Annotated in this window: 15 protein-coding genes and 2 pseudogenes; 10 read left to right on the forward strand and 7 right to left on the reverse strand. The window is 60.5% G+C overall.

Features of this window, described 5'->3' with window-relative positions:
• Nucleotides 1–8 precede the first annotated feature (8 nt).
• Complete coding sequence (locus BT204_RS10005) at nucleotides 9–878, forward strand: isocitrate lyase/PEP mutase family protein (RefSeq protein WP_072446687.1); 870 nt, start codon at nucleotides 9–11, stop codon at nucleotides 876–878.
• Between the two features lie 4 nt (nucleotides 879–882).
• Here the strand turns inward: BT204_RS10005 and BT204_RS10010 are convergent, their stop codons facing one another.
• Nucleotides 883–1,359 (reverse strand): winged helix-turn-helix transcriptional regulator, encoded by a 477-nt coding sequence (locus tag BT204_RS10010; RefSeq protein WP_054898479.1) that lies wholly within the window; start codon nucleotides 1,357–1,359, stop codon nucleotides 883–885.
• 107 nt (nucleotides 1,360–1,466) lie between these two features.
• Between BT204_RS10010 and fabF the strand changes: the two genes are divergently transcribed.
• From fabF to BT204_RS10030, 3 genes are all read left to right on the forward strand, one after another.
• Nucleotides 1,467–2,735, forward strand: a complete 1,269-nt coding sequence (gene fabF / locus BT204_RS10015) for a beta-ketoacyl-ACP synthase II (RefSeq protein WP_072446689.1) — start codon at nucleotides 1,467–1,469, stop codon at nucleotides 2,733–2,735.
• A 71-nt stretch (nucleotides 2,736–2,806) separates the two neighbouring features.
• Nucleotides 2,807–3,187, forward strand: coding sequence for a RidA family protein (locus BT204_RS10020; protein ID WP_014718423.1), 381 nt, complete (start codon nucleotides 2,807–2,809; stop codon nucleotides 3,185–3,187).
• Nucleotides 3,188–3,974: 787 nt separating this feature from the next.
• Nucleotides 3,975–5,954, forward strand: a complete 1,980-nt coding sequence (locus BT204_RS10030; protein ID WP_072446691.1) for a peptidase U32 family protein — start codon at nucleotides 3,975–3,977, stop codon at nucleotides 5,952–5,954.
• A 77-nt stretch (nucleotides 5,955–6,031) separates the two neighbouring features.
• On the opposite strand, the gene BT204_RS10035 is transcribed toward BT204_RS10030, so the two are convergent.
• A complete protein-coding gene (locus BT204_RS10035; protein WP_034127661.1) occupies nucleotides 6,032–6,940 on the reverse strand; it encodes a DMT family transporter in 909 nt (302 codons plus the stop codon).
• 108 nt (nucleotides 6,941–7,048) lie between these two features.
• Between BT204_RS10035 and BT204_RS10040 the strand changes: the two genes are divergently transcribed.
• Nucleotides 7,049–7,489, forward strand: a complete 441-nt coding sequence (locus BT204_RS10040; RefSeq protein ID WP_034119698.1) for an Lrp/AsnC family transcriptional regulator — start codon at nucleotides 7,049–7,051, stop codon at nucleotides 7,487–7,489.
• 47 nt (nucleotides 7,490–7,536) lie between these two features.
• Here the strand turns inward: BT204_RS10040 and BT204_RS10045 are convergent.
• A pseudogene (locus tag BT204_RS10045) lies at nucleotides 7,537–8,703 on the reverse strand (aminotransferase class I/II-fold pyridoxal phosphate-dependent enzyme); the annotation flags it as partial.
• Between the two features lie 192 nt (nucleotides 8,704–8,895).
• Between BT204_RS10045 and BT204_RS10050 the strand changes: the two are divergent.
• Together BT204_RS10050 and BT204_RS10055 are read left to right on the forward strand one after the other, a co-directional pair.
• Nucleotides 8,896–10,242: a cation:proton antiporter gene (locus BT204_RS10050; RefSeq protein ID WP_054899060.1), complete on the forward strand. Its 1,347-nt coding sequence runs from the start codon at nucleotides 8,896–8,898 to the stop codon at nucleotides 10,240–10,242.
• Nucleotides 10,243–10,297: 55 nt separating this feature from the next.
• Nucleotides 10,298–10,645 (forward strand): helix-turn-helix domain-containing protein, encoded by a 348-nt coding sequence (locus BT204_RS10055; protein WP_054899059.1) that lies wholly within the window; start codon nucleotides 10,298–10,300, stop codon nucleotides 10,643–10,645.
• On the opposite strand, the gene BT204_RS28275 is transcribed toward BT204_RS10055, so the two are convergent.
• The 3 genes from BT204_RS28275 to BT204_RS10065 form a co-directional block, all read right to left on the reverse strand.
• Entirely contained in the window at nucleotides 10,636–10,770 is a 135-nt protein-coding gene (locus BT204_RS28275) for a hypothetical protein (RefSeq protein ID WP_014718417.1), read from the reverse strand. The genes BT204_RS10055 and BT204_RS28275 overlap by 10 nt on opposite strands.
• Before the next feature lie 11 nt (nucleotides 10,771–10,781).
• Nucleotides 10,782–10,994: a hypothetical protein gene (locus BT204_RS10060; RefSeq protein ID WP_072446696.1), complete on the reverse strand. Its 213-nt coding sequence runs from the start codon at nucleotides 10,992–10,994 to the stop codon at nucleotides 10,782–10,784.
• 85 nt (nucleotides 10,995–11,079) lie between these two features.
• The gene (locus BT204_RS10065; RefSeq protein WP_014718415.1) at nucleotides 11,080–11,625 is read right to left on the reverse strand and encodes a hypothetical protein; all 546 of its coding nucleotides are present in this window, start codon (nucleotides 11,623–11,625) and stop codon (nucleotides 11,080–11,082) included.
• Between the two features lie 428 nt (nucleotides 11,626–12,053).
• Between BT204_RS10065 and BT204_RS10070 the strand changes: the two genes are divergently transcribed.
• The 3 genes and pseudogenes from BT204_RS10070 to BT204_RS10080 all read left to right on the forward strand — a co-directional run.
• Nucleotides 12,054–13,463 carry a circularly permuted type 2 ATP-grasp protein gene (locus BT204_RS10070; protein ID WP_034127666.1) on the forward strand — a complete coding sequence of 470 codons (1,410 nt, stop codon included), beginning with the start codon at nucleotides 12,054–12,056 and terminating at the stop codon, nucleotides 13,461–13,463.
• 2 nt (nucleotides 13,464–13,465) lie between these two features.
• Nucleotides 13,466–14,416, forward strand: a complete 951-nt coding sequence (locus BT204_RS10075) for an alpha-E domain-containing protein (protein ID WP_057975962.1) — start codon at nucleotides 13,466–13,468, stop codon at nucleotides 14,414–14,416.
• A gap of 125 nt (nucleotides 14,417–14,541) precedes the next feature.
• Nucleotides 14,542–14,991 (forward strand): annotated as a pseudogene (locus BT204_RS10080) (glutathione S-transferase); the annotation flags it as partial.
• A gap of 130 nt (nucleotides 14,992–15,121) precedes the next feature.
• Here the strand turns inward: BT204_RS10080 and BT204_RS27860 are convergent.
• Nucleotides 15,122–17,009: carbohydrate binding domain-containing protein (locus BT204_RS27860; RefSeq protein ID WP_175550963.1), on the reverse strand; the 1,888-nt coding region annotated here is incomplete at its 5' end.

Below are 17,009 nucleotides of genomic sequence, written 5' to 3' on the forward strand. Positions count from 1 at the left end.
GAAAGACCATGCCCAAGATTTCTCACTCAGCGCTACGCCGTAACTTCCGTGACCTGCTGGCAACGCCCCTGTGCGTTGAAACCGCCTCCGTATTCGACCCCATGTCTGCCCGCATCGCGGCCGACCTGGGGTTTGAAGTGGGAATCCTGGGCGGCTCGGTCGCCTCCCTGCAGGTGCTGGCGGCCCCCGATTTTGCGTTGATTACCCTGAGTGAGTTCGTCGAGCAAGCCACCCGCATCGGCCGTGTGGCCCAGTTGCCCTTCATCGCCGATGCCGACCACGGCTACGGCAACGCCCTGAACGTGATGCGCACCGTCGAAGAACTGGAACGTGCCGGCGTCGCAGCGCTGACCATCGAAGACACCCTCTTGCCCGCGCAATTCGGGCGTAAATCCACGGACCTGATTTCCGTCGAAGAAGGCATCGGCAAGGTCAAGGCCGCGCTAGAGGCGCGTGTCGACCCGGCGCTGTCGATCATTGCGCGCACCAATGCCGGCGTGCTGCCCACCCGCGACGTGATTGCGCGGACCAAGGCCTACGAAAAGGCCGGTGCTGACGGCATCTGCATGGTCGGCGTCAAGGACTTCGACCACCTGGAGCAAATCGCGGAGAACCTCAGCGTTCCGCTGATGCTGGTGACCTACGGCAACCCACAACTGCACGACAGCGAGCGCCTGGCCAGCCTGGGCGTACGCATCGTGGTGGCCGGGCATGGCGCCTATTTCGCCGCGATCAAGGCCACTTACGACAGCCTGCGTGCCCAGCGTCAGCTGACCCACAGCACCTCGAACCTCAGTGCGACGGAATTGACCCACACCTACACCTTGCCTGAGAGCTATGTGGCGTGGGCCGAAGAGTTCATGGATGTAAAAGAGTAATCAATCACTCACGGCTCAGCCGTTGGCGCATCCCTGCGCTGGCGGCCGGGCCGGGCTGTACCACGCACTGATCCATCGCCACCCACGCACCCTCCTCCGTCGCCATCATCGGCTGCACCGGCCGGCCCGTCTCGCGTTCCACCACCTTGACACTGATGCCCTCCTCGGCGTAATGCCGATTGCCCCACGCCACCAACGCCATCAGCACCATACGAAAGTCTTCGCCTCTGGCCGTCGGCACGTATTCGTACCGTGGCGGCCGCTCGCTGTAGGCGCGGCGCTCCAGCATCCCCGCCTCTACCAAACCATTAAGGCGGCGCGTCAGCATGTTGGGCGCGATGCCCAGGCTGCGCGAGAACTCGTCAAAACGGCGCAAGCCGTGCAAGGCGTCGCGCATGATCAGCATGCTCCACCACTCCCCTACCCGTTCAAGGCTACGGGCGATGGGGCATTCGGCACTGATGAGGGATTTGCGCTGCATAAGTATTCCTGTGTGCGAGTACAAACTTGTATGACGCCATGTTACTTTCATGATGATAGTGACGTCCATACGCTGTGTACCCTTCAAGCAACAGGAGTCGATTGAGCATGAGTAAACGTATCGTCGTGACGGGCATGGGCGCGCTGACGCCGCTGGGGTCGAGCGTGGAATCCACTTGGCAGCGCTTGCTGGACGGGCAGTCGGGCATCCGCCGGTTGCCGCAAGAGTTGATCGGTGATCTGGCGGTCAGCATCGGCGGCCAGGTGCAGAGTGTGTTGCAAGACCCCGAAGCCGGTTTTGATCCTGATCGACTGTTGGCAGCCAAGGAACAGCGCAAGATGGACCGCTTTATCCTGTTTGCCCTGGCGGCGGCGGATGAAGCCCTGAAGCAGGCCAATTGGGCCCCCAGAACACCCGAGGAGCAGGAACGCACGGCAACCATCATCGCCTCCGGCGTCGGCGGTTTCCCGGCCATTGCCGATGCGGTGCGCACCACCGACAGCAAGGGCCCGCGTCGTTTGTCGCCCTTCACCATTCCATCGTTTCTGAGCAACATGGCCGCCGGGCATGTGTCGATCAACTATGGCTTGAAAGGCCCTCTGGGTGCGCCAGTAACCGCGTGTGCCGCCGGGGTTCAGGCTATCGGCGACGCAGCGCGAATGATTCGCGCCGGGGAAGTCGACGTCGCGGTATGCGGCGGTGCCGAAGCGGCGATTCATCGCGTCAGCCTTGCCGGATTCGCCGCAGCGCGAGCGCTGTCCAGCGATTTCAATGCCACCCCGCAGCGCGCTTCGCGACCCTTCGATCAGGCGCGCGACGGCTTTGTGATGGGCGAAGGCGCCGGCATTCTGGTAATTGAAGAACTCGAACATGCCCTGGCGCGGGGCGCGCAGCCGATTGCCGAACTGGTGGGCTATGGCACCAGTGCAGACGCCTATCACATGACCGCAGGGCCTGAAGACGGTGACGGTGCGCGCCGGGCAATGACTCAAGCGTTGCGCCAGGCGGGCATCGAGGCGTCGCAGGTGCAGTACCTGAATGCCCACGCGACCTCCACACCTGTGGGCGACAAAGGCGAGCTGGCGGCAATCAGGACGCTATTCGGTACTGGCGGTAGCCCGGCGATCAGCTCGACAAAATCCGCCACCGGCCACTTGCTCGGTGCTGCGGGGGGCATCGAAGCCGTCTTCACCGTGCTTGCCCTGCGTGACCAGATCGCGCCAATGACACTCAACCTGGAAAACCCGGACGCCCTCGCCGACGGCCTGGACATGGTGCGCGATGAGGCGCGTCCTATGCCGATTGAATATGCGCTGTCCAATGGCTTCGGCTTTGGCGGCGTGAACGCCAGCGTGCTGTTCCGACGCTGGATATAAGCCGGGGTTTGCCCCTGGAGTGAATTTCACCGACCATGGCGCCTTTCTGTTCCTGCCAACACGAGGTGCCCATGGCCAACCACGACCTGTCCTATACCCCTGACCCGGACGCCGATTCCATCTCCTCCGACGTAATCGGCTTCAACGGCATCCTGGTCTCCACCCAGATTCCCACCCATGCCGATGGCAGCCTGGAACTGGGCGATATCACCCTGCAAAGCGAGTGCACCCTGCAAGCGCTGAAAGTCGCGCTGGAAAAAGCCGGCAGCTCCATGGACCGGGTCATGCACCTGACCATCTACCTCACCGACATGGCCGACCGTGCTGCGTTCAACGAGGTCTACAAGCGCTTTTTCGCCAAGCCCTGGCCAGTGCGGGCGGCAGTGGGCGTTGCCGCCTTGGCGGTGGAAGGTATGCGGGTGGAAGTGACGGCGATGGCTGCCAAGGCTTGAATCTGTGACGCCGTTAACGCCGATCTGATAGGAATGTCGAACGCGGTCAAAGAGGTGGGCTTGCCTGCGATAGCGGTGGTGAATGTTCCATCGCCATCGCAGCATAGGTATCTACACAACTGTGCAGTTCGCCGCAGCCCCCGGTAACTACGATGCGAAGCGAGCCGCTCTTGATCTTGATCTGCTTTTGATCTTAGGCGCCCCGTTAAACCACGATGGCCGGAATTCGACAGGGATTTGGGGGGTAAACCGGCAGGGATGCCGGTTTAGCCGCCCCGCGCCATGGATGGCGCGTGGCGGCGGCCCCCCAAATCACTGGCGGATTACGGGCACACCGAGCCTAGGCGAGGTGCCGAGTGGTGGGGCAAGAGCCCTTTGGTTACTTTGGGGCTCTTTTCCAAAGTGACCCGCCGTCAGGCGGAACCCTAAGTGGCAGTTACCGCAGGAATGGATATGTACACGGTCCAACTGGGTTGACTGTCAGGCCGTCTTCGCAGGCAAGCCAGCTCCCACATTTGGACAGCGGCGCGTCAGTTAGAACAGCGCTGGCTGTCAGGCCGTCACGGGAGCAAGCTCCCTCGCCACAGGTTCAGCGTCGCACCAAAATTGTGTAGATACCTATGGCCATCGCAGGCAAGCCAGCTCCCACATTGGGGCTTCGTTGCGTTGAGTAATGCGTTCGCTTAACGGACTTGCATTAGGCCCGACAGCCCTGCGGTAGATGCCGCCCAGGCATTTCACGGCTACAATGCGCGCCTCGACCGTGACAAGCCTGACTAAAAAAACTATGTCCTTGCCCAAGCATCACCTGGAATTGCTCAGCCCTGCCCGCGATGTCGCCATTGCGCGCGAGGCTATCCTGCACGGCGCCGACGCCGTTTATATCGGCGGGCCGAGCTTCGGCGCCCGCCATAATGCGTGTAACGAGGTGAGCGATATCGCTCAACTGGTGGAATTCGCCCGCCGTTACCACGCCCGCGTCTTCACCACCATCAACACCATCTTGCATGACAACGAGCTGGAACCTGCGCGCAAGCTGATCCATCAGCTCTACGATGCCGGTGTCGATGCGCTGATCGTGCAAGACCTGGGCGTGATGGAGCTGGATATTCCGCCGATCGAGCTGCACGCCAGCACCCAGACCGACATCCGCACCCTAGGCCGGGCCAGGTTTCTCGACCAGGCCGGTTTCTCGCAGTTGGTACTGGCCCGCGAGTTGAACCTGCAAGAGATCCGCGCCATTGCCGACGAGACCGATGCCGCCATCGAGTTCTTTATCCACGGCGCCCTGTGCGTGGCGTTCTCCGGGCAGTGCAATATCTCCCACGCGCAAAATGGCCGCAGCGCCAACCGTGGCGACTGCTCCCAGGCCTGCCGCCTGCCCTACACCCTGAAAGATGACCAGGGCCGCGTGGTGGCCTTTGAAAAGCATCTGCTGTCGATGAAAGACAACAACCAGAGCGCCAACCTGCGTGCCCTGGTCGAAGCGGGCGTGCGTTCGTTCAAGATCGAAGGCCGCTACAAGGACATGGGTTATGTGAAGAACATCACCGCCTACTACCGTCAGCGCCTCGACGAGATCCTCGAAGACCGCCCGGACCTGGCCCGCGCTTCCAGCGGCCGTACCGCGCACTTCTTCCTGCCCGACCCGGAAAAAACCTTCCACCGTGGCAGCACCGATTACTTTGTCAGCGACCGCAAGATCGACATCGGTGCCTTTGACACCCCGACCTTTACCGGCCTGCCCGTGGGCACCGTGGAAAAAGCCGGCAAGCGCGACTTGCAGGTGGTCACCCATGAGCCACTGTCCAACGGCGACGGCCTCAATGTGCTGATCAAGCGTGAAGTGGTGGGTTTTCGCGCCAATATCGCCGAGCCCAAGGGTGAGTTCGAGGAAGACGGTGAGAAGCGCTACCGCTACCGCGTCGAGCCTAACGAAATGCCGGCCGGCTTGCACCAACTGCGCCCGCATCACCCGCTCAATCGCAACCTGGACCACAACTGGCAACAGGCCCTGCTCAAGACCTCGGCCGAGCGCCGTATCGGTTTGTCATGGGTCGCGCGCCTGCGTGAAGAGCAGCTGCAAATCACCGCCACCAGCGAAGAAGGCATCAGCGCCAGTGTCACCCTGCCCGGCCCGTTTGGCGTGGCCAACAAACCGGAACAGGCGCTGGACACCCTGCGCGACCTGCTCGGCCAGCTCGGCACCACCGAGTACCACGCCACCCGTATCGAACTGGATGCGCCGCAAGCGTTCTTCATCCCCAACTCGCAGCTCAAGGCGTTGCGCCGTGAAGTGATCGAAGCACTGACCGCCGCACGCGTCGCCGCACATCCGCGGGGTGGGCGCAAGGCTGAAACTTCGCCGCCGCCGGTGTATCCCGAGGCGCACCTGTCGTTCCTGGCCAACGTCTACAACCAGAAGGCCCGGGACTTCTACCACCGTCACGGCGTGAAGCTGATCGATGCGGCCTTCGAAGCCCACGAAGAAACCGGCGAAGTGCCGGTGATGATCACCAAGCACTGCCTGCGTTTCTCGTTCAACCTGTGCCCTAAACAGGCCAAGGGTGTGACCGGGGTGAAGACCAAGGTGGCACCCATGCAATTGATCCACGGTGACGAAGTGCTGACCTTGAAGTTCGACTGCAAACCCTGCGAAATGCATGTGGTGGGCAAGATCAAGGGGCATATCCTCGGTCTGCCGCAGCCTGGCAGTGCGGTGGAGCATTTCAGCCCGGAAAACCTTATCTACCAGGGCACGCACTAACCCTCTTCTGTAGGAGCGAGCTTGCTCGCGAAGAACGAGAGAACGCCGCGTTTCAACCCTGATACGCTGCGTCATCGTTAACCTTCTTCGCGAGCAAGCTCGCGCCTACCGAGGTTGCGGGGCCACCACCAGCCCCTCTGCAACCCTGCCGCTGCCAGCAGAATCGCCGCCACACCCAGCCATTGCAGCCACCCCAGGCGATGCCCGAACGCAATCCAATCCACAAAGATCGCCGCAATCGGGTAGATGAACGACAGTGCGCCGGTAATGGCCGTCGGCAGTTTCTGGATCGCGCCATACAGCAGTACATACATCAAACCCGTGTGCACCACCCCCAAGGTGACCAAGGCCGCCCACGTCGTGGTGGATGCCGGCAGGCCATTCCAGGGCACCAGCGGCGCCAGCAATAGCGCGCCAGTCGTCACCTGGATCAATGCCATCAAATGCGGCGGTACTTCCTTGAGGCGCTTGATGATCAACGCCGCGACCGCATACAAAAATGCCGCGCCCAGGGCCAGCGCGATGCCTACCAGGTAATCTCCTCCACCCGTTTGCTCGCCATGGGCGGTAACAATTGCCAACATGCCCAGGAACGCCACGCTCAACCACGCCAGTTTCTGCACGGTGATTTTTTCACCGAGAAACACCGCCGCCAGCATCACCAGGATAAACGGCTGCACGTTGTACACCGCGGTGCTGATCGCGATGGAGGCACGGGAGTAGGATTCGAACAGCAGCAACCAGTTGCCGACAATGGCCACGCCGCTGAGCACGGCCAGCCCCAGTTTTGCCCAACTGAGCAGGTCCAGGCGCAGGTAACCCAGCCAGGCGCACACCAGTACCAGCGTCAGCGCACCGATCACGCAGCGCCAGAACACCACCTCGATCACCGACACGCCAGACACCAGCACAAACCAACCAATGCTGCCCGAGATCAGCATGGCGGCGACCATTTCCCACGACCCGCGACGGATGGATGAATCCATGATTGAGGCTCCTCAAGTGAGGCTCCAGTATGGCAATCTGTTGGCGACGGCTACAGCGACTAAAAAAGGCAAAAGCCCGAAATCACCTTTTCTTATTAGGCACAGACCATGATCGACACCATCGACCAGCAGTTGATCGCCGCTTTGATGGACGACTCGCGGTTGTCCCTCAAAGCCCTGGCAGGCATCACCGGGCTGTCTTCACCCAGCGTCAGCGAACGCCTGCGCCGCCTGGAAGAACGCGGCGTGCTGACCCACTACACCGTCGACATCGACCCCAAGCACTTCGGCTACCTGCTGCAAGCCATCGTGCGCATTCGCCCCCTGCCCGGCAAATTGCAGGAAGTGGAGCGCCAGATCCAGGCGATCCCCGAGTTCACAGAGTGCGACAAGGTTACCGGGGACGACTGCTTTATCGCACGCCTGCACGTACGCACCATGGAACACCTCGACACGCTGCTGGACCGGCTGAATACCTATGCCGAAACCAACACCGCTATCGTCAAGAAAACCCCGGTGAAACGGCGTTTGCCGCCGTTGGCTGACTAAATAAGTTGTTCAGGTACTCATGCCCAGTGCACGGCGCGCTCACTGGTCAGCTTTTCCACAAACCCCACAATCCGCCGACAGGCCTGCGCCAGGCGCTCCTCGCCCAGGGTAAAGGACAGTCGAACGAACCCCTGGGCCGGCTCGCCGAAGGCTGCCGCGTCCAGCACCGACACGCCCGCTTCACGAAACAGGCGCCAGGCAAAATCCAGCGACCCCAGCCCCGTGCCGCGCACATCCACCAGCACAAACATGCCGGCTTGCGGCGCCAGCACCCGGATGCCTGGGCAGGTGCTCAAGGCGGTCACTACCAGGTCACGTCGGCGTCGGTAGGTCTCCCGCATACCTTCAGTGACTTCATCGTGGGCCAACACCGCGGCGGTCGCCGCCTCCATCACAAAGCCGGGCAAGCCGTACATCATGCTCAACAGCAGGGTTTCGGCGTGCTGCACCATTTGCACTGGAGCGATGAGCCAGCCGATACGCCAGCCGGTCATGGCGTGGGACTTGGACAAGCTGCCGATCACAATGCAGCGCTGCGCCATGCCCGGTAATGCCGCGAGGCTGTGGTATTGACCGTCGAACACCAGGCTTTCGTAGACCTCATCCACCACCACCCACAGATCATGGGCGATGACCAGGTCGGCAATGGCTTGCAGCTCCTGCAGGTCAAGCACCACGCCAGTGGGGTTGTTCGGATTGGAAAAGAATATCGCCCGGGTACGCGGGGTGATCGCGGCGGCGAGCAAGGACGGATTCAGGCGAAAGCCGGCTTCAGCACTGCAGGGCACCCGCACCAGGGTGGCGCCGCTGGCCTTGAGCGTGGCTTCGTAGGTGACATACATCGGGTCGAGCACCAGCACTTCGTCGCCGGCCTGCAACAGGCACAGCGAACTGATGAACAGCGCGTTCTGCGCACCGGGCACGATGATCACGTTGTCGGCGGCCAACGGCCGGGCAAGGGTCTGGCTGTAACGGGCTGCGATCGCCTCGCGCAGTGCCGGGCGACCGGCGATCTCGGTGTAGTGAGAATCTCCCGCGTGCAAGGCATTGACGGCGGCGTCGGTGATAAAGGTCGGCGTGGCGAAATCCGGGTCGCCGACGCTGAGGATGATGACGTCTTCGCCCTGGCTGGCGGCGTCGAACGCGGCGTGGTGGATGTCCCAGGCGGCAACGCCCTGCCCTGCAATGCGCTCAACGAAGGGAGAAAACTTCATGCCAGAGCCTCTGGTGAAAGAAGAAAGACGCAGATCCGTAGATGCGCGAGCGACAAGCGGCCAACTTAGTGCATGGCAAACCTTCGTTCAATGGCTAAATAGGGCCTTGTCCCCGTGGCAGGCAATCACATTGAACCCCCTTCCGGTCGCCGTTCTCAAAGCTGCATAGACCACGGCCCTGGAACACGCACAATGACTTTCATTCTATGGTTGGCCGTATTGGGCGCCGTACTGCTTACCCTGGCCCTCACCTCCTCATACTTGCGCTGGATGCCGGTCACCACCTCGGCGGTGTGCCTGTTGCTGGGTATCGCCATCGGCCCTCTGGGTGTGGACCTGCTGCATCTGGACATCAAGGGCTCGGCGCGCTGGATGGAGCACCTGACCGAAGTGGCAGTGCTGTTTTCGCTGTTTGTCAGCGGCCTGAAATTGCGCCTGCCGCTCAAGCATCGCACCTGGCGCATCGCCTTCGGCCTGGCCGGCCCGGTCATGTTGTTGACCATCCTCGGCACCGGGCTGTTGCTGCATTACCTGCTTGATCTGTCGTGGGGGGTGTCTCTGCTGGTGGGCGCGATCCTGGCGCCGACCGACCCGGTGCTGGCGGGCCTGGTTCAGGTCAACAATGCCCAGGACTACGACGCGCTGCGCTTCGGTCTGTCAGGCGAAGCGGGGCTGAACGATGGCAGCGCCTTTCCTTTTGTGATCTTCGGCCTGCTGTTCATGCAACACGGCGGCTTCGATGGCGACTGGGTCGGCGGTTGGGTGCTGAAAAACCTGGTATGGGCGGTGCCGGTCGGGCTATTGATCGGCTACTGGATGGGCCGAGGTATCGGCCGGGTGACGTTGCGCCTGCGCCTGATCAATGCCGACAGCACCCTCTCGCCCAATGATTACCTGACACTGGCATTGATCGCCCTTGCCTATGTGACCGCCGAAGCCGTGGGCGGCTATGGCTTCCTGTCGGTATTCGCGGCGGGCCTGGGGTTGCGCCAGGCCGAGGTGAAGTCCACCGGCAACGCCCAGACACCCGCCGAGCACCTGGCGCAACCGGTGGTGGGCCACCTTGAAATCGAGCCCGAGCAAGCCTTGCATGGTGACGTCAGCCAATTGAAGGACACCCAGATCGCGGCAGGCGTGATGATGGGCGACATGCTGGCCTTCGGCAGCCTGGTGGAGCGGGCCATGGAGGTGTTCCTGGTGACAGTCTTGGGCATCGTGCTGGTCAGCCACTGGGAGTGGGCCGCGTTGGCGGTGGCACCGTTGCTGTTTTGTGTGATTCGCCCCGCCAGTGTATTCGCCATGCCTTGGGGCCGCCTGTTGGACCGGCGGCAACGCAGCCTGGTCAGTTGGTTCGGCATTCGTGGGATCGGCAGCATTTACTATCTGTTCTATGCGCTCAACCACGGGCTGGTGGGCACCAGCAGTGCGGTGGCGGTCAACCTGACGTTGTCGGTCATCGCGTTGAGCATCCTGGCCCACGGGTTGAGCACCCAGCCCATGCTGGCGTGGTATGAGCGTCAAGCTGCGCAAAAAAATTGAATCCTGCACCGCGCCGGGGTTTCAAACAGTCAGGACCCACAGTGCGAGTCAACTAATGAAAAACATCGCCCAACGATTGCTTGAGGAACGCCAACGCCTGGGATATTCGCAGCAATACCTGGCGCAGGCAGGCGGCGTGACCACACGCGAGCAACGTCAATATGAACTGGGCGAAGACCTGCCCCATGCCAACTACCTGGCAGCTTTGGCCGAGCATGGGGTGGATGTGGTGTATGTGATCACTGGCAAGCGCAGCACAGTGGTCAATATCAGCCGCGATCAGGCGCAGACGCTGATCGATAACCGCGTGGTGGGCCAGGAGGTGTCGCTGGACGGCGGGGCCGAGGAAGACGTCTACTTCAAGCTCAGCAATCCCTCGGGCCCGCCGCCGGATCAGTCCTGATTTTCAGTGTTGCCAACGTCCGCCGCTTCATCCAGGTCGTTCAGCGGTACCTCGGCATCGTCCATCAGCGAACCCGGGTCTTCGTTGCCCGGGTCGTTGAGTTCATCGTCCAGTTCTTTTGACATGTGCGTCTCCTCTAACCGCCTTGGGTATCGATATCGGCATCGGTTTCAGGCTTGTGCTCACGCTCAGGCCTGAAGTCTGGACTGTAGTCGTTTTCCTTGGCCTTTGGGTCGCTCGCAGGCGTTGGATCCTTGGGCGCTTCGGCGGCAGTGCCAGGGGCCGGCTCGCCGCCGTCGATGGCGGGGTCGTTGCGATTGTGGGTCTGGGGATCTTTAGGCTGGGTCATGAGGCACCTCTTTGCAGGCCGGTGAAAAATCTGTACCGCATAGAGCTAAGGCGTCACGGCCACGGCTGAAGTTCCGTCCAATTGCTCAGCGCAGTGGATTGTCCACCTGGATATAAAACGCATAGATGCCCAGCACTAGCCAGAACACCATGAACAACCACGGCGCACGCATGGAAAACAACAACGACTTGCGATAGCCCTTGTGGCTCGACTCCACCTCGGAAAACAGCGGCGATTCATCGTAGGCCATGCCCATCACCGGCTCGCTGCGCAGCAATTCGCTTTGCTTGTAGTGCCAGTGGTCGATAATTTCATACGCCGCACGGATACCGGGCCAGGCATTCAGCGAACTGAGAATACCCAGCGAGACCAGGAAGATCGGCACCACCAGCGTGAACAGCTTGCCCCATTCTGGGTTGAGGTTGCCCATGCCGGAGACAAAGGCAATCACCAGGAAGGATTGCGCGGTCAGGTAGGCGTCGGTGCGGTTGGCCAGGATGCTGGTTTCGTACTGGATCTCGCGCCGGTAAAAGTCGAGGCGGTCCTTGGGCGAGCCGAAAATCTTTGCGTTGTGTTCGCTGTGGTCGTTCAGGGCCGCTTCCGGAGTGTGGGGGGAGATGATTCTGGACACGACGGTGCTCCACAAGGTGACGAAACTCCTTAGAAGAATCGGGGCTCGGTGAAGTTCAAGTGGGTTGCTGCACCAATCTGAAACACGCCGCGCCCCATTGTGGTGAGCCCCCTCCTGTGGCGAGCGAGCTTGCTCGCGCTGGAGTGCGCAGCGCTCCCGCTTTTATTGGGGCCACTGCGCAGCCCGGCGCGAGCAAGCTCGCTCGCCACAGGTTATTGATGCCTAATTCGCATTCCGGCACAGGCATTGCTTTATCCATTCACCCCCCGGAAAACAGGAGCATACGTTACCCCCCGACCCAGAGCCGCCCCCATAAGAAAGTAAGGACCAGGCCTGTTGGCACCTTCAGCCACGGGCTCATAAAAACATGCGTTTTTTTAAGCGGCAGTGCCACCCAAAGCCACACTGGGCACTGACAAGGTACTGGAATGGCTCGATCTTTCTTTGATGAAATGAATGACGCAAACGGCGTATGCCGTGCGCACTATCAGGACTTCTCTCGCTGGCTGGCCAATACGCCGCCAGAACTGCTGGCCCAGCGTCGCCGTGAAGCGGACTTGCTGTTCCATCGCGCCGGGATCACCTTCACCCTGTATGGCGACGAGCAAGACACCGAACGCCTGATTCCCTTCGATATCATTCCTCGCAGCATCCCCGCCAGTGAATGGAGCCTGATCGAGCGTGGCTGCATCCAGCGGGTCAATGCACTGAACATGTTTCTCGCCGACATCTACCACGACCAACGCATCATCAAGGCCGGGATCATTCCGGCAGAACAGGTGCTGGGCAACGAGGGCTATCAGAAGGCGATGGTCGGCCTGGACCTGCACCGCGACATTTACTCGCACATCTCCGGTGTCGACCTGGTGCGCGACGGCGACGGTACCTACTACGTGCTGGAAGACAACCTGCGCACCCCCAGCGGCGTGAGCTACATGCTCGAAGACCGCAAGATGATGATGCGGCTGTTCCCGGAAGTCTTCGCCAAGCAGCGCATTGCACCCGTGGACCACTACCCCAACCTGTTGCTCAAGACCCTCAAGAGCGCCAGCCGCCTCGATAACCCGAATGTGGTGGTGTTGACGCCTGGGCGCTTCAACAGCGCCTTCTTCGAACACGCGTTCCTTGCCCGGGAAATGGGCGTAGAGCTGGTGGAAGGTGCCGATCTGTTTGTGCATGATCTCAAGGTGTTCATGCGCACCACCGACGGCCCCAAGCCCGTGGACGTGATCTACCGGCGCATTGACGACGCCTTCCTCGACCCCCAGGCGTTCAACCCCGAGTCGATGCTCGGCGTGCCGGGGTTGGTGGCGGCTTACTGCGCCGGCAATGTGGTACTGGCCAACGCCATCGGCACCGGGGTGGCTGACGACAAGTCGATCTATCCCTATGTACCGGCGATGATCCGCTTCTACCTGGACGAGGAACCGATCCTGCAGAACGTGCCGACCTTCCAATGCCGCAAGCCCGATGAACTGTCCCATGTGCTGGCCAACCTCGAACAGTTGGTGGTCAAGGAAACCCAGGGCTCCGGCGGCTACGGCATGCTGGTGGGCCCGGCGTCGACGGCCGCCGAGATCGAAGACTTCCGCCAGCGCATCAAGGCCCGTCCCCATGCCTATATCGCCCAACCCACCCTGAGCCTGTCCACCTGCCCGACCTTCGTCGAAAACGGCATTGCGCCCCGGCATATCGACCTGCGCCCATTCGTACTCTCGGGCAAGGAAACCCGCCTGGTGCCCGGCGGCTTGACCCGCGTGGCGCTGAAGGAAGGCTCGCTGGTCGTGAACTCGTCGCAAGGCGGCGGAACCAAGGACACCTGGGTGGTGGAGGGCTGACTATGTTGAGTAGAACCGCTGCAGATCTGTATTGGATGTCCCGCTACCTGGAGCGCGCCGAGAACCTGGCACGCATGCTGGAAGTCAGTTATTCCCTGTCCTTGATGCCCCAGGCCGGGCGCAGCGATGGCCTGGATGAACTGGCCATGTCGTTGCTCAGCAGCGGCACCCTGGACAGTTACCTCGAACGCCACCACACCCTGGATGCCGAGCGCATGCTGCACTTCTTCGCCCTCGACGAAGAAAACCCGGCCAGCATCTACAACTGCCTGCGCGCCGCCCGGGGCAATGCCCACGCCGTGCGCGGACGCATCACCGCCGACATGTGGGAAAACCTCAATGCCACCTGGCTGGAAATGCGCAGCATTGCCGCCGGCGGCCTGGCGCGACATGGCATCAGCCACTTCTGTGACTGGGTCAAACAACGTTCGCACCTGTTTCGCGGCGCGACCTCGGGCACCATCATGCGCAATGACGCCTATCGCTTCATCCGCCTCGGCACCTTTGTCGAGCGCGCCGACAACACCCTGCGCCTGCTGGATGCACGCTACGAGATGTTCGGCGAAGAGTCCGAAGAAGTCAGCGACCTGTCGGCCCGCGGCTATTACCAGTGGAGCGCCCTGCTCCGCGCGTTGTCGTCATTCGAGGCGTATACCGAGCTGTATCCCAATGCCTTGAATGCCCGCTCGGTGTCGGAACTGCTGCTGTTGCGCAGTGACGTGCCGCGCTCGCTGCATGCGTGTATCGAGGAGTTGAGCCATATTCTCGCGGATCTGCCGGGTAGTTATGGGCGCACTGCGCAGCGCTTGGCTGCCGAGTTTGAAGCGCGGCTGCGGTATACGGGGATTGATGAGATTCTGGAGGATGGGTTGCATAGGCGGTTGACGGAGTTTATTGAGGGCGTGCGGGAGTTGGCGGGGGCGGTGCAGAGCTCTTATCTGGAAGTCGTTTGATTGATACTGGGTGGCAGTGACCTATCTCTTGGTACCAGCACAGTATTACGCCGGCCCGTATTGATCGTTGAAAGAGCGCCAGATCGGGCAGATTTACTATTTAAATAAATCTGCCCCGTATTTCCAAAGGTACGGTGCCGGTGTTGAGTGTCGAAGGTCGAGTGATCGAGGAGAGCCTGGAGATCATGCAATGGGCTCTGGCGCAGCACGACCCGGATGATTGGCTGCTGCAAGGTGCCCCTGCGGTGCTGGCGTTGATTGCCGAGAATGATCAGGTGTTCAAGCATCACTTGAATCGATACAAGTATGCCGAGCGCTACCCGGAACAGCCGATGGAGCATTATCGGGCCGAGGGTGAGGTGTTCTTGCAAAAGTTGGAAGGCTTGCTGGCGGAGCGTGAGTACTTGCTCGCCGAACACCTGAGCCTGGCGGATGTGGCGCTGGCGCCGTTTGTGCGCCAGTTTGCCCATGTGGATCGGGAGTGGTTTGCGGGTACAGAGTATGACCGGTTACAGGCGTGGCTCCAGCGGTTCCTGGAGTCGCCTCTGTTTATTGCCGTGATGGCAAAGCACTGACGACACTCAGTGTTGGATTAAAGAATAGGTTTCTTTTCATACTTCAGCCTTAGACAAATCCGTCCATACTCTCCTACGCCGAGAGAGTATGGGCCAGACTCACTTCTAAATAAATTTCCTTCGTACCGTCCTATCTGGGCCCAAATCTAATATTGTCTACATGGACAGGATCTTTAACATCTTCTGGATCGAAACCCAGAAAAATATAAATAGCTACGTCACCGGGCTGTGTTATAGGAACAAAATCGAGCGAGACAGTATGCCAACCCTCCCCCGACCAGTAATAGTCTCTAAGAATTAGATAACCGGCCACGTTGAGACCAACACGAGTTCTCATACGAGGACTACTTAACGATATATCAAACGACATTCGATATGTTCTACCAACCTGCACATCACGATATAACTTATATATACCAATCAATGCACTACCATCCAAATAAGTGTAAGGACGCCCAACCGCGTAATAGTTTCCATCTGATAAATTAACGTCAACTGAACCGCGGCTGGCAGCCCAACCATTCTTGTTATAATTATCAAATGTCGTCAGGTCATCAAATTTTCCAGAATCAGAAACAACCGTGTACTCCACTATCGGAAAGCTGATCGCCTCGGCTTCAACCTTGCTGAGACTGACGGCGGCTTTGAATTCCATCCTCAATTTTGTGCCATGGCCCAACCCATCGAGGTAAGTGCGCAACAGGCGATATTCATAACGGCCTTGGGCAACCCAGTTCGGATTGACATACGAGCTGTTGAAACTGAACAGCGTCAGGTCATGAGCAACATTAGCGGCTGTTCTACCAAAAAACTTCAACGAGACCGGATAAGGGGCGGTGATAAACGGCCAGGTGCCGACATGCGCCATCGCGTTGCCGACGAAGCTATCCAGGTCCAACACCTTTGTCGCGCTATTGGCCTCGTTGAGCCTGATGACCGTCTTGGCCAGCTCCGATTGCGGTATCGGCCTCACGGTCACCGTCAAAATTGCCGACGTGACCGAGACACCCGCACGGGTTACCACATAGTGGTATTTCACCGTGGTGACGTGGTCACGAATGTTCGCCGCAATCGCCGCCCTGGAAATATCGAACGCCACCTCCTGCAAGGCTTCATTCCCAGGTTTGGCCGGGATATCTGGCGAACCGCCATTGCCGGCGCCTACCATGCTGGCTTTGATCGAGTCACCGTTGCGCATGCCCACGTAGCTCACCACCAATTGGGTGCCCTGTTGCACCTTAAGGGGTTCCAGGTCGGCGGTGTCGGGGCCGGTGGTTTGCGCTTCAAGCAAGGTCGGCGACGGCAGTTCGCCCACGCCACGGCTGATCAGCACCTCGGTGATCTGTGAGTAACGCGGCATCGCCTCATCAGCGCGTGTCAGCGTATAGAACACCGTCACCGACTCATCCAGGTTGTTCTCCACGTAGTATTTTTCGATGTCGTGGGCGGTGGTGGCGCCATTCACGGCCACCTCCACCGGCACTTCGGTGCGGGCGCCCCGGCCAAGCCAGTACATGCGGATCCAGTCGCCGCGCAGTGTTTCGCCAAACGGTGCAAACACGGTGGCGTAGGCACCTACATCATCCGGATTCAACTGGCCGCTGATCGCCTTGTCGACAATCGGCTTGGGCATCGTACGCTTGATCTGACCCACAACGATCTGCAACCGCAGGGACTCCTGCGGGCGGCCGCCGGGCCGGGTATGGGCGTAAAACACGTCGGTCAGGTGGCCGTCGAAACGCCGCAGTTCGTCGGGGTATACCGTAAACAACAAATCCCCACCGGCCGTAGGCGGAATATCGTCGACCTCGCGGCCGATGCGATGTTCGATGGTGTTATCGGCGCTGCTGACCCGGAAGATGACTTCGATATAACCGTCCTTCGGCCAGCTCCCTTGAAGGGGGAAGCGTACGGTCGCGTCGACATCCGGCTCGATATGGCCACCCTGGTCCTCGTCTATCGTCGGCGCCGGCCACCTGACGACTTGCCCCACGACGTCCAGATAGAGTTTTTCGGAA

Origin of the sequence: Pseudomonas sp. NFPP02 (assembly GCF_900119355.1) — a bacterium.
Lineage (GTDB): Bacteria > Pseudomonadota > Gammaproteobacteria > Pseudomonadales > Pseudomonadaceae > Aquipseudomonas > Aquipseudomonas paracarnis.

Bases quoted from the DNA above. Each gene is read 5' to 3' on its own strand.
- BT204_RS10005 (WP_072446687.1), top strand. From the start codon at position 9: ATGCCCAAGATTTCTCACTCAGCGCTACGCCGTAACTTCCGTGACCTG.
- BT204_RS10010 (WP_054898479.1), bottom strand. From the start codon at position 1,359: ATGCAGCGCAAATCCCTCATCAGTGCCGAATGCCCCATCGCCCGTAGC.
- fabF (WP_072446689.1), top strand. From the start codon at position 1,467: ATGAGTAAACGTATCGTCGTGACGGGCATGGGCGCGCTGACGCCGCTG.
- BT204_RS10020 (WP_014718423.1), top strand. From the start codon at position 2,807: ATGGCCAACCACGACCTGTCCTATACCCCTGACCCGGACGCCGATTCC.
- BT204_RS10030 (WP_072446691.1), top strand. From the start codon at position 3,975: ATGTCCTTGCCCAAGCATCACCTGGAATTGCTCAGCCCTGCCCGCGAT.
- BT204_RS10035 (WP_034127661.1), bottom strand. From the start codon at position 6,940: ATGGATTCATCCATCCGTCGCGGGTCGTGGGAAATGGTCGCCGCCATG.
- BT204_RS10040 (WP_034119698.1), top strand. From the start codon at position 7,049: ATGATCGACACCATCGACCAGCAGTTGATCGCCGCTTTGATGGACGAC.
- BT204_RS10050 (WP_054899060.1), top strand. From the start codon at position 8,896: ATGACTTTCATTCTATGGTTGGCCGTATTGGGCGCCGTACTGCTTACC.
- BT204_RS10055 (WP_054899059.1), top strand. From the start codon at position 10,298: ATGAAAAACATCGCCCAACGATTGCTTGAGGAACGCCAACGCCTGGGA.
- BT204_RS28275 (WP_014718417.1), bottom strand. From the start codon at position 10,770: ATGTCAAAAGAACTGGACGATGAACTCAACGACCCGGGCAACGAAGAC.
- BT204_RS10060 (WP_072446696.1), bottom strand. From the start codon at position 10,994: ATGACCCAGCCTAAAGATCCCCAGACCCACAATCGCAACGACCCCGCC.
- BT204_RS10070 (WP_034127666.1), top strand. From the start codon at position 12,054: ATGGCTCGATCTTTCTTTGATGAAATGAATGACGCAAACGGCGTATGC.
- BT204_RS10075 (WP_057975962.1), top strand. From the start codon at position 13,466: ATGTTGAGTAGAACCGCTGCAGATCTGTATTGGATGTCCCGCTACCTG.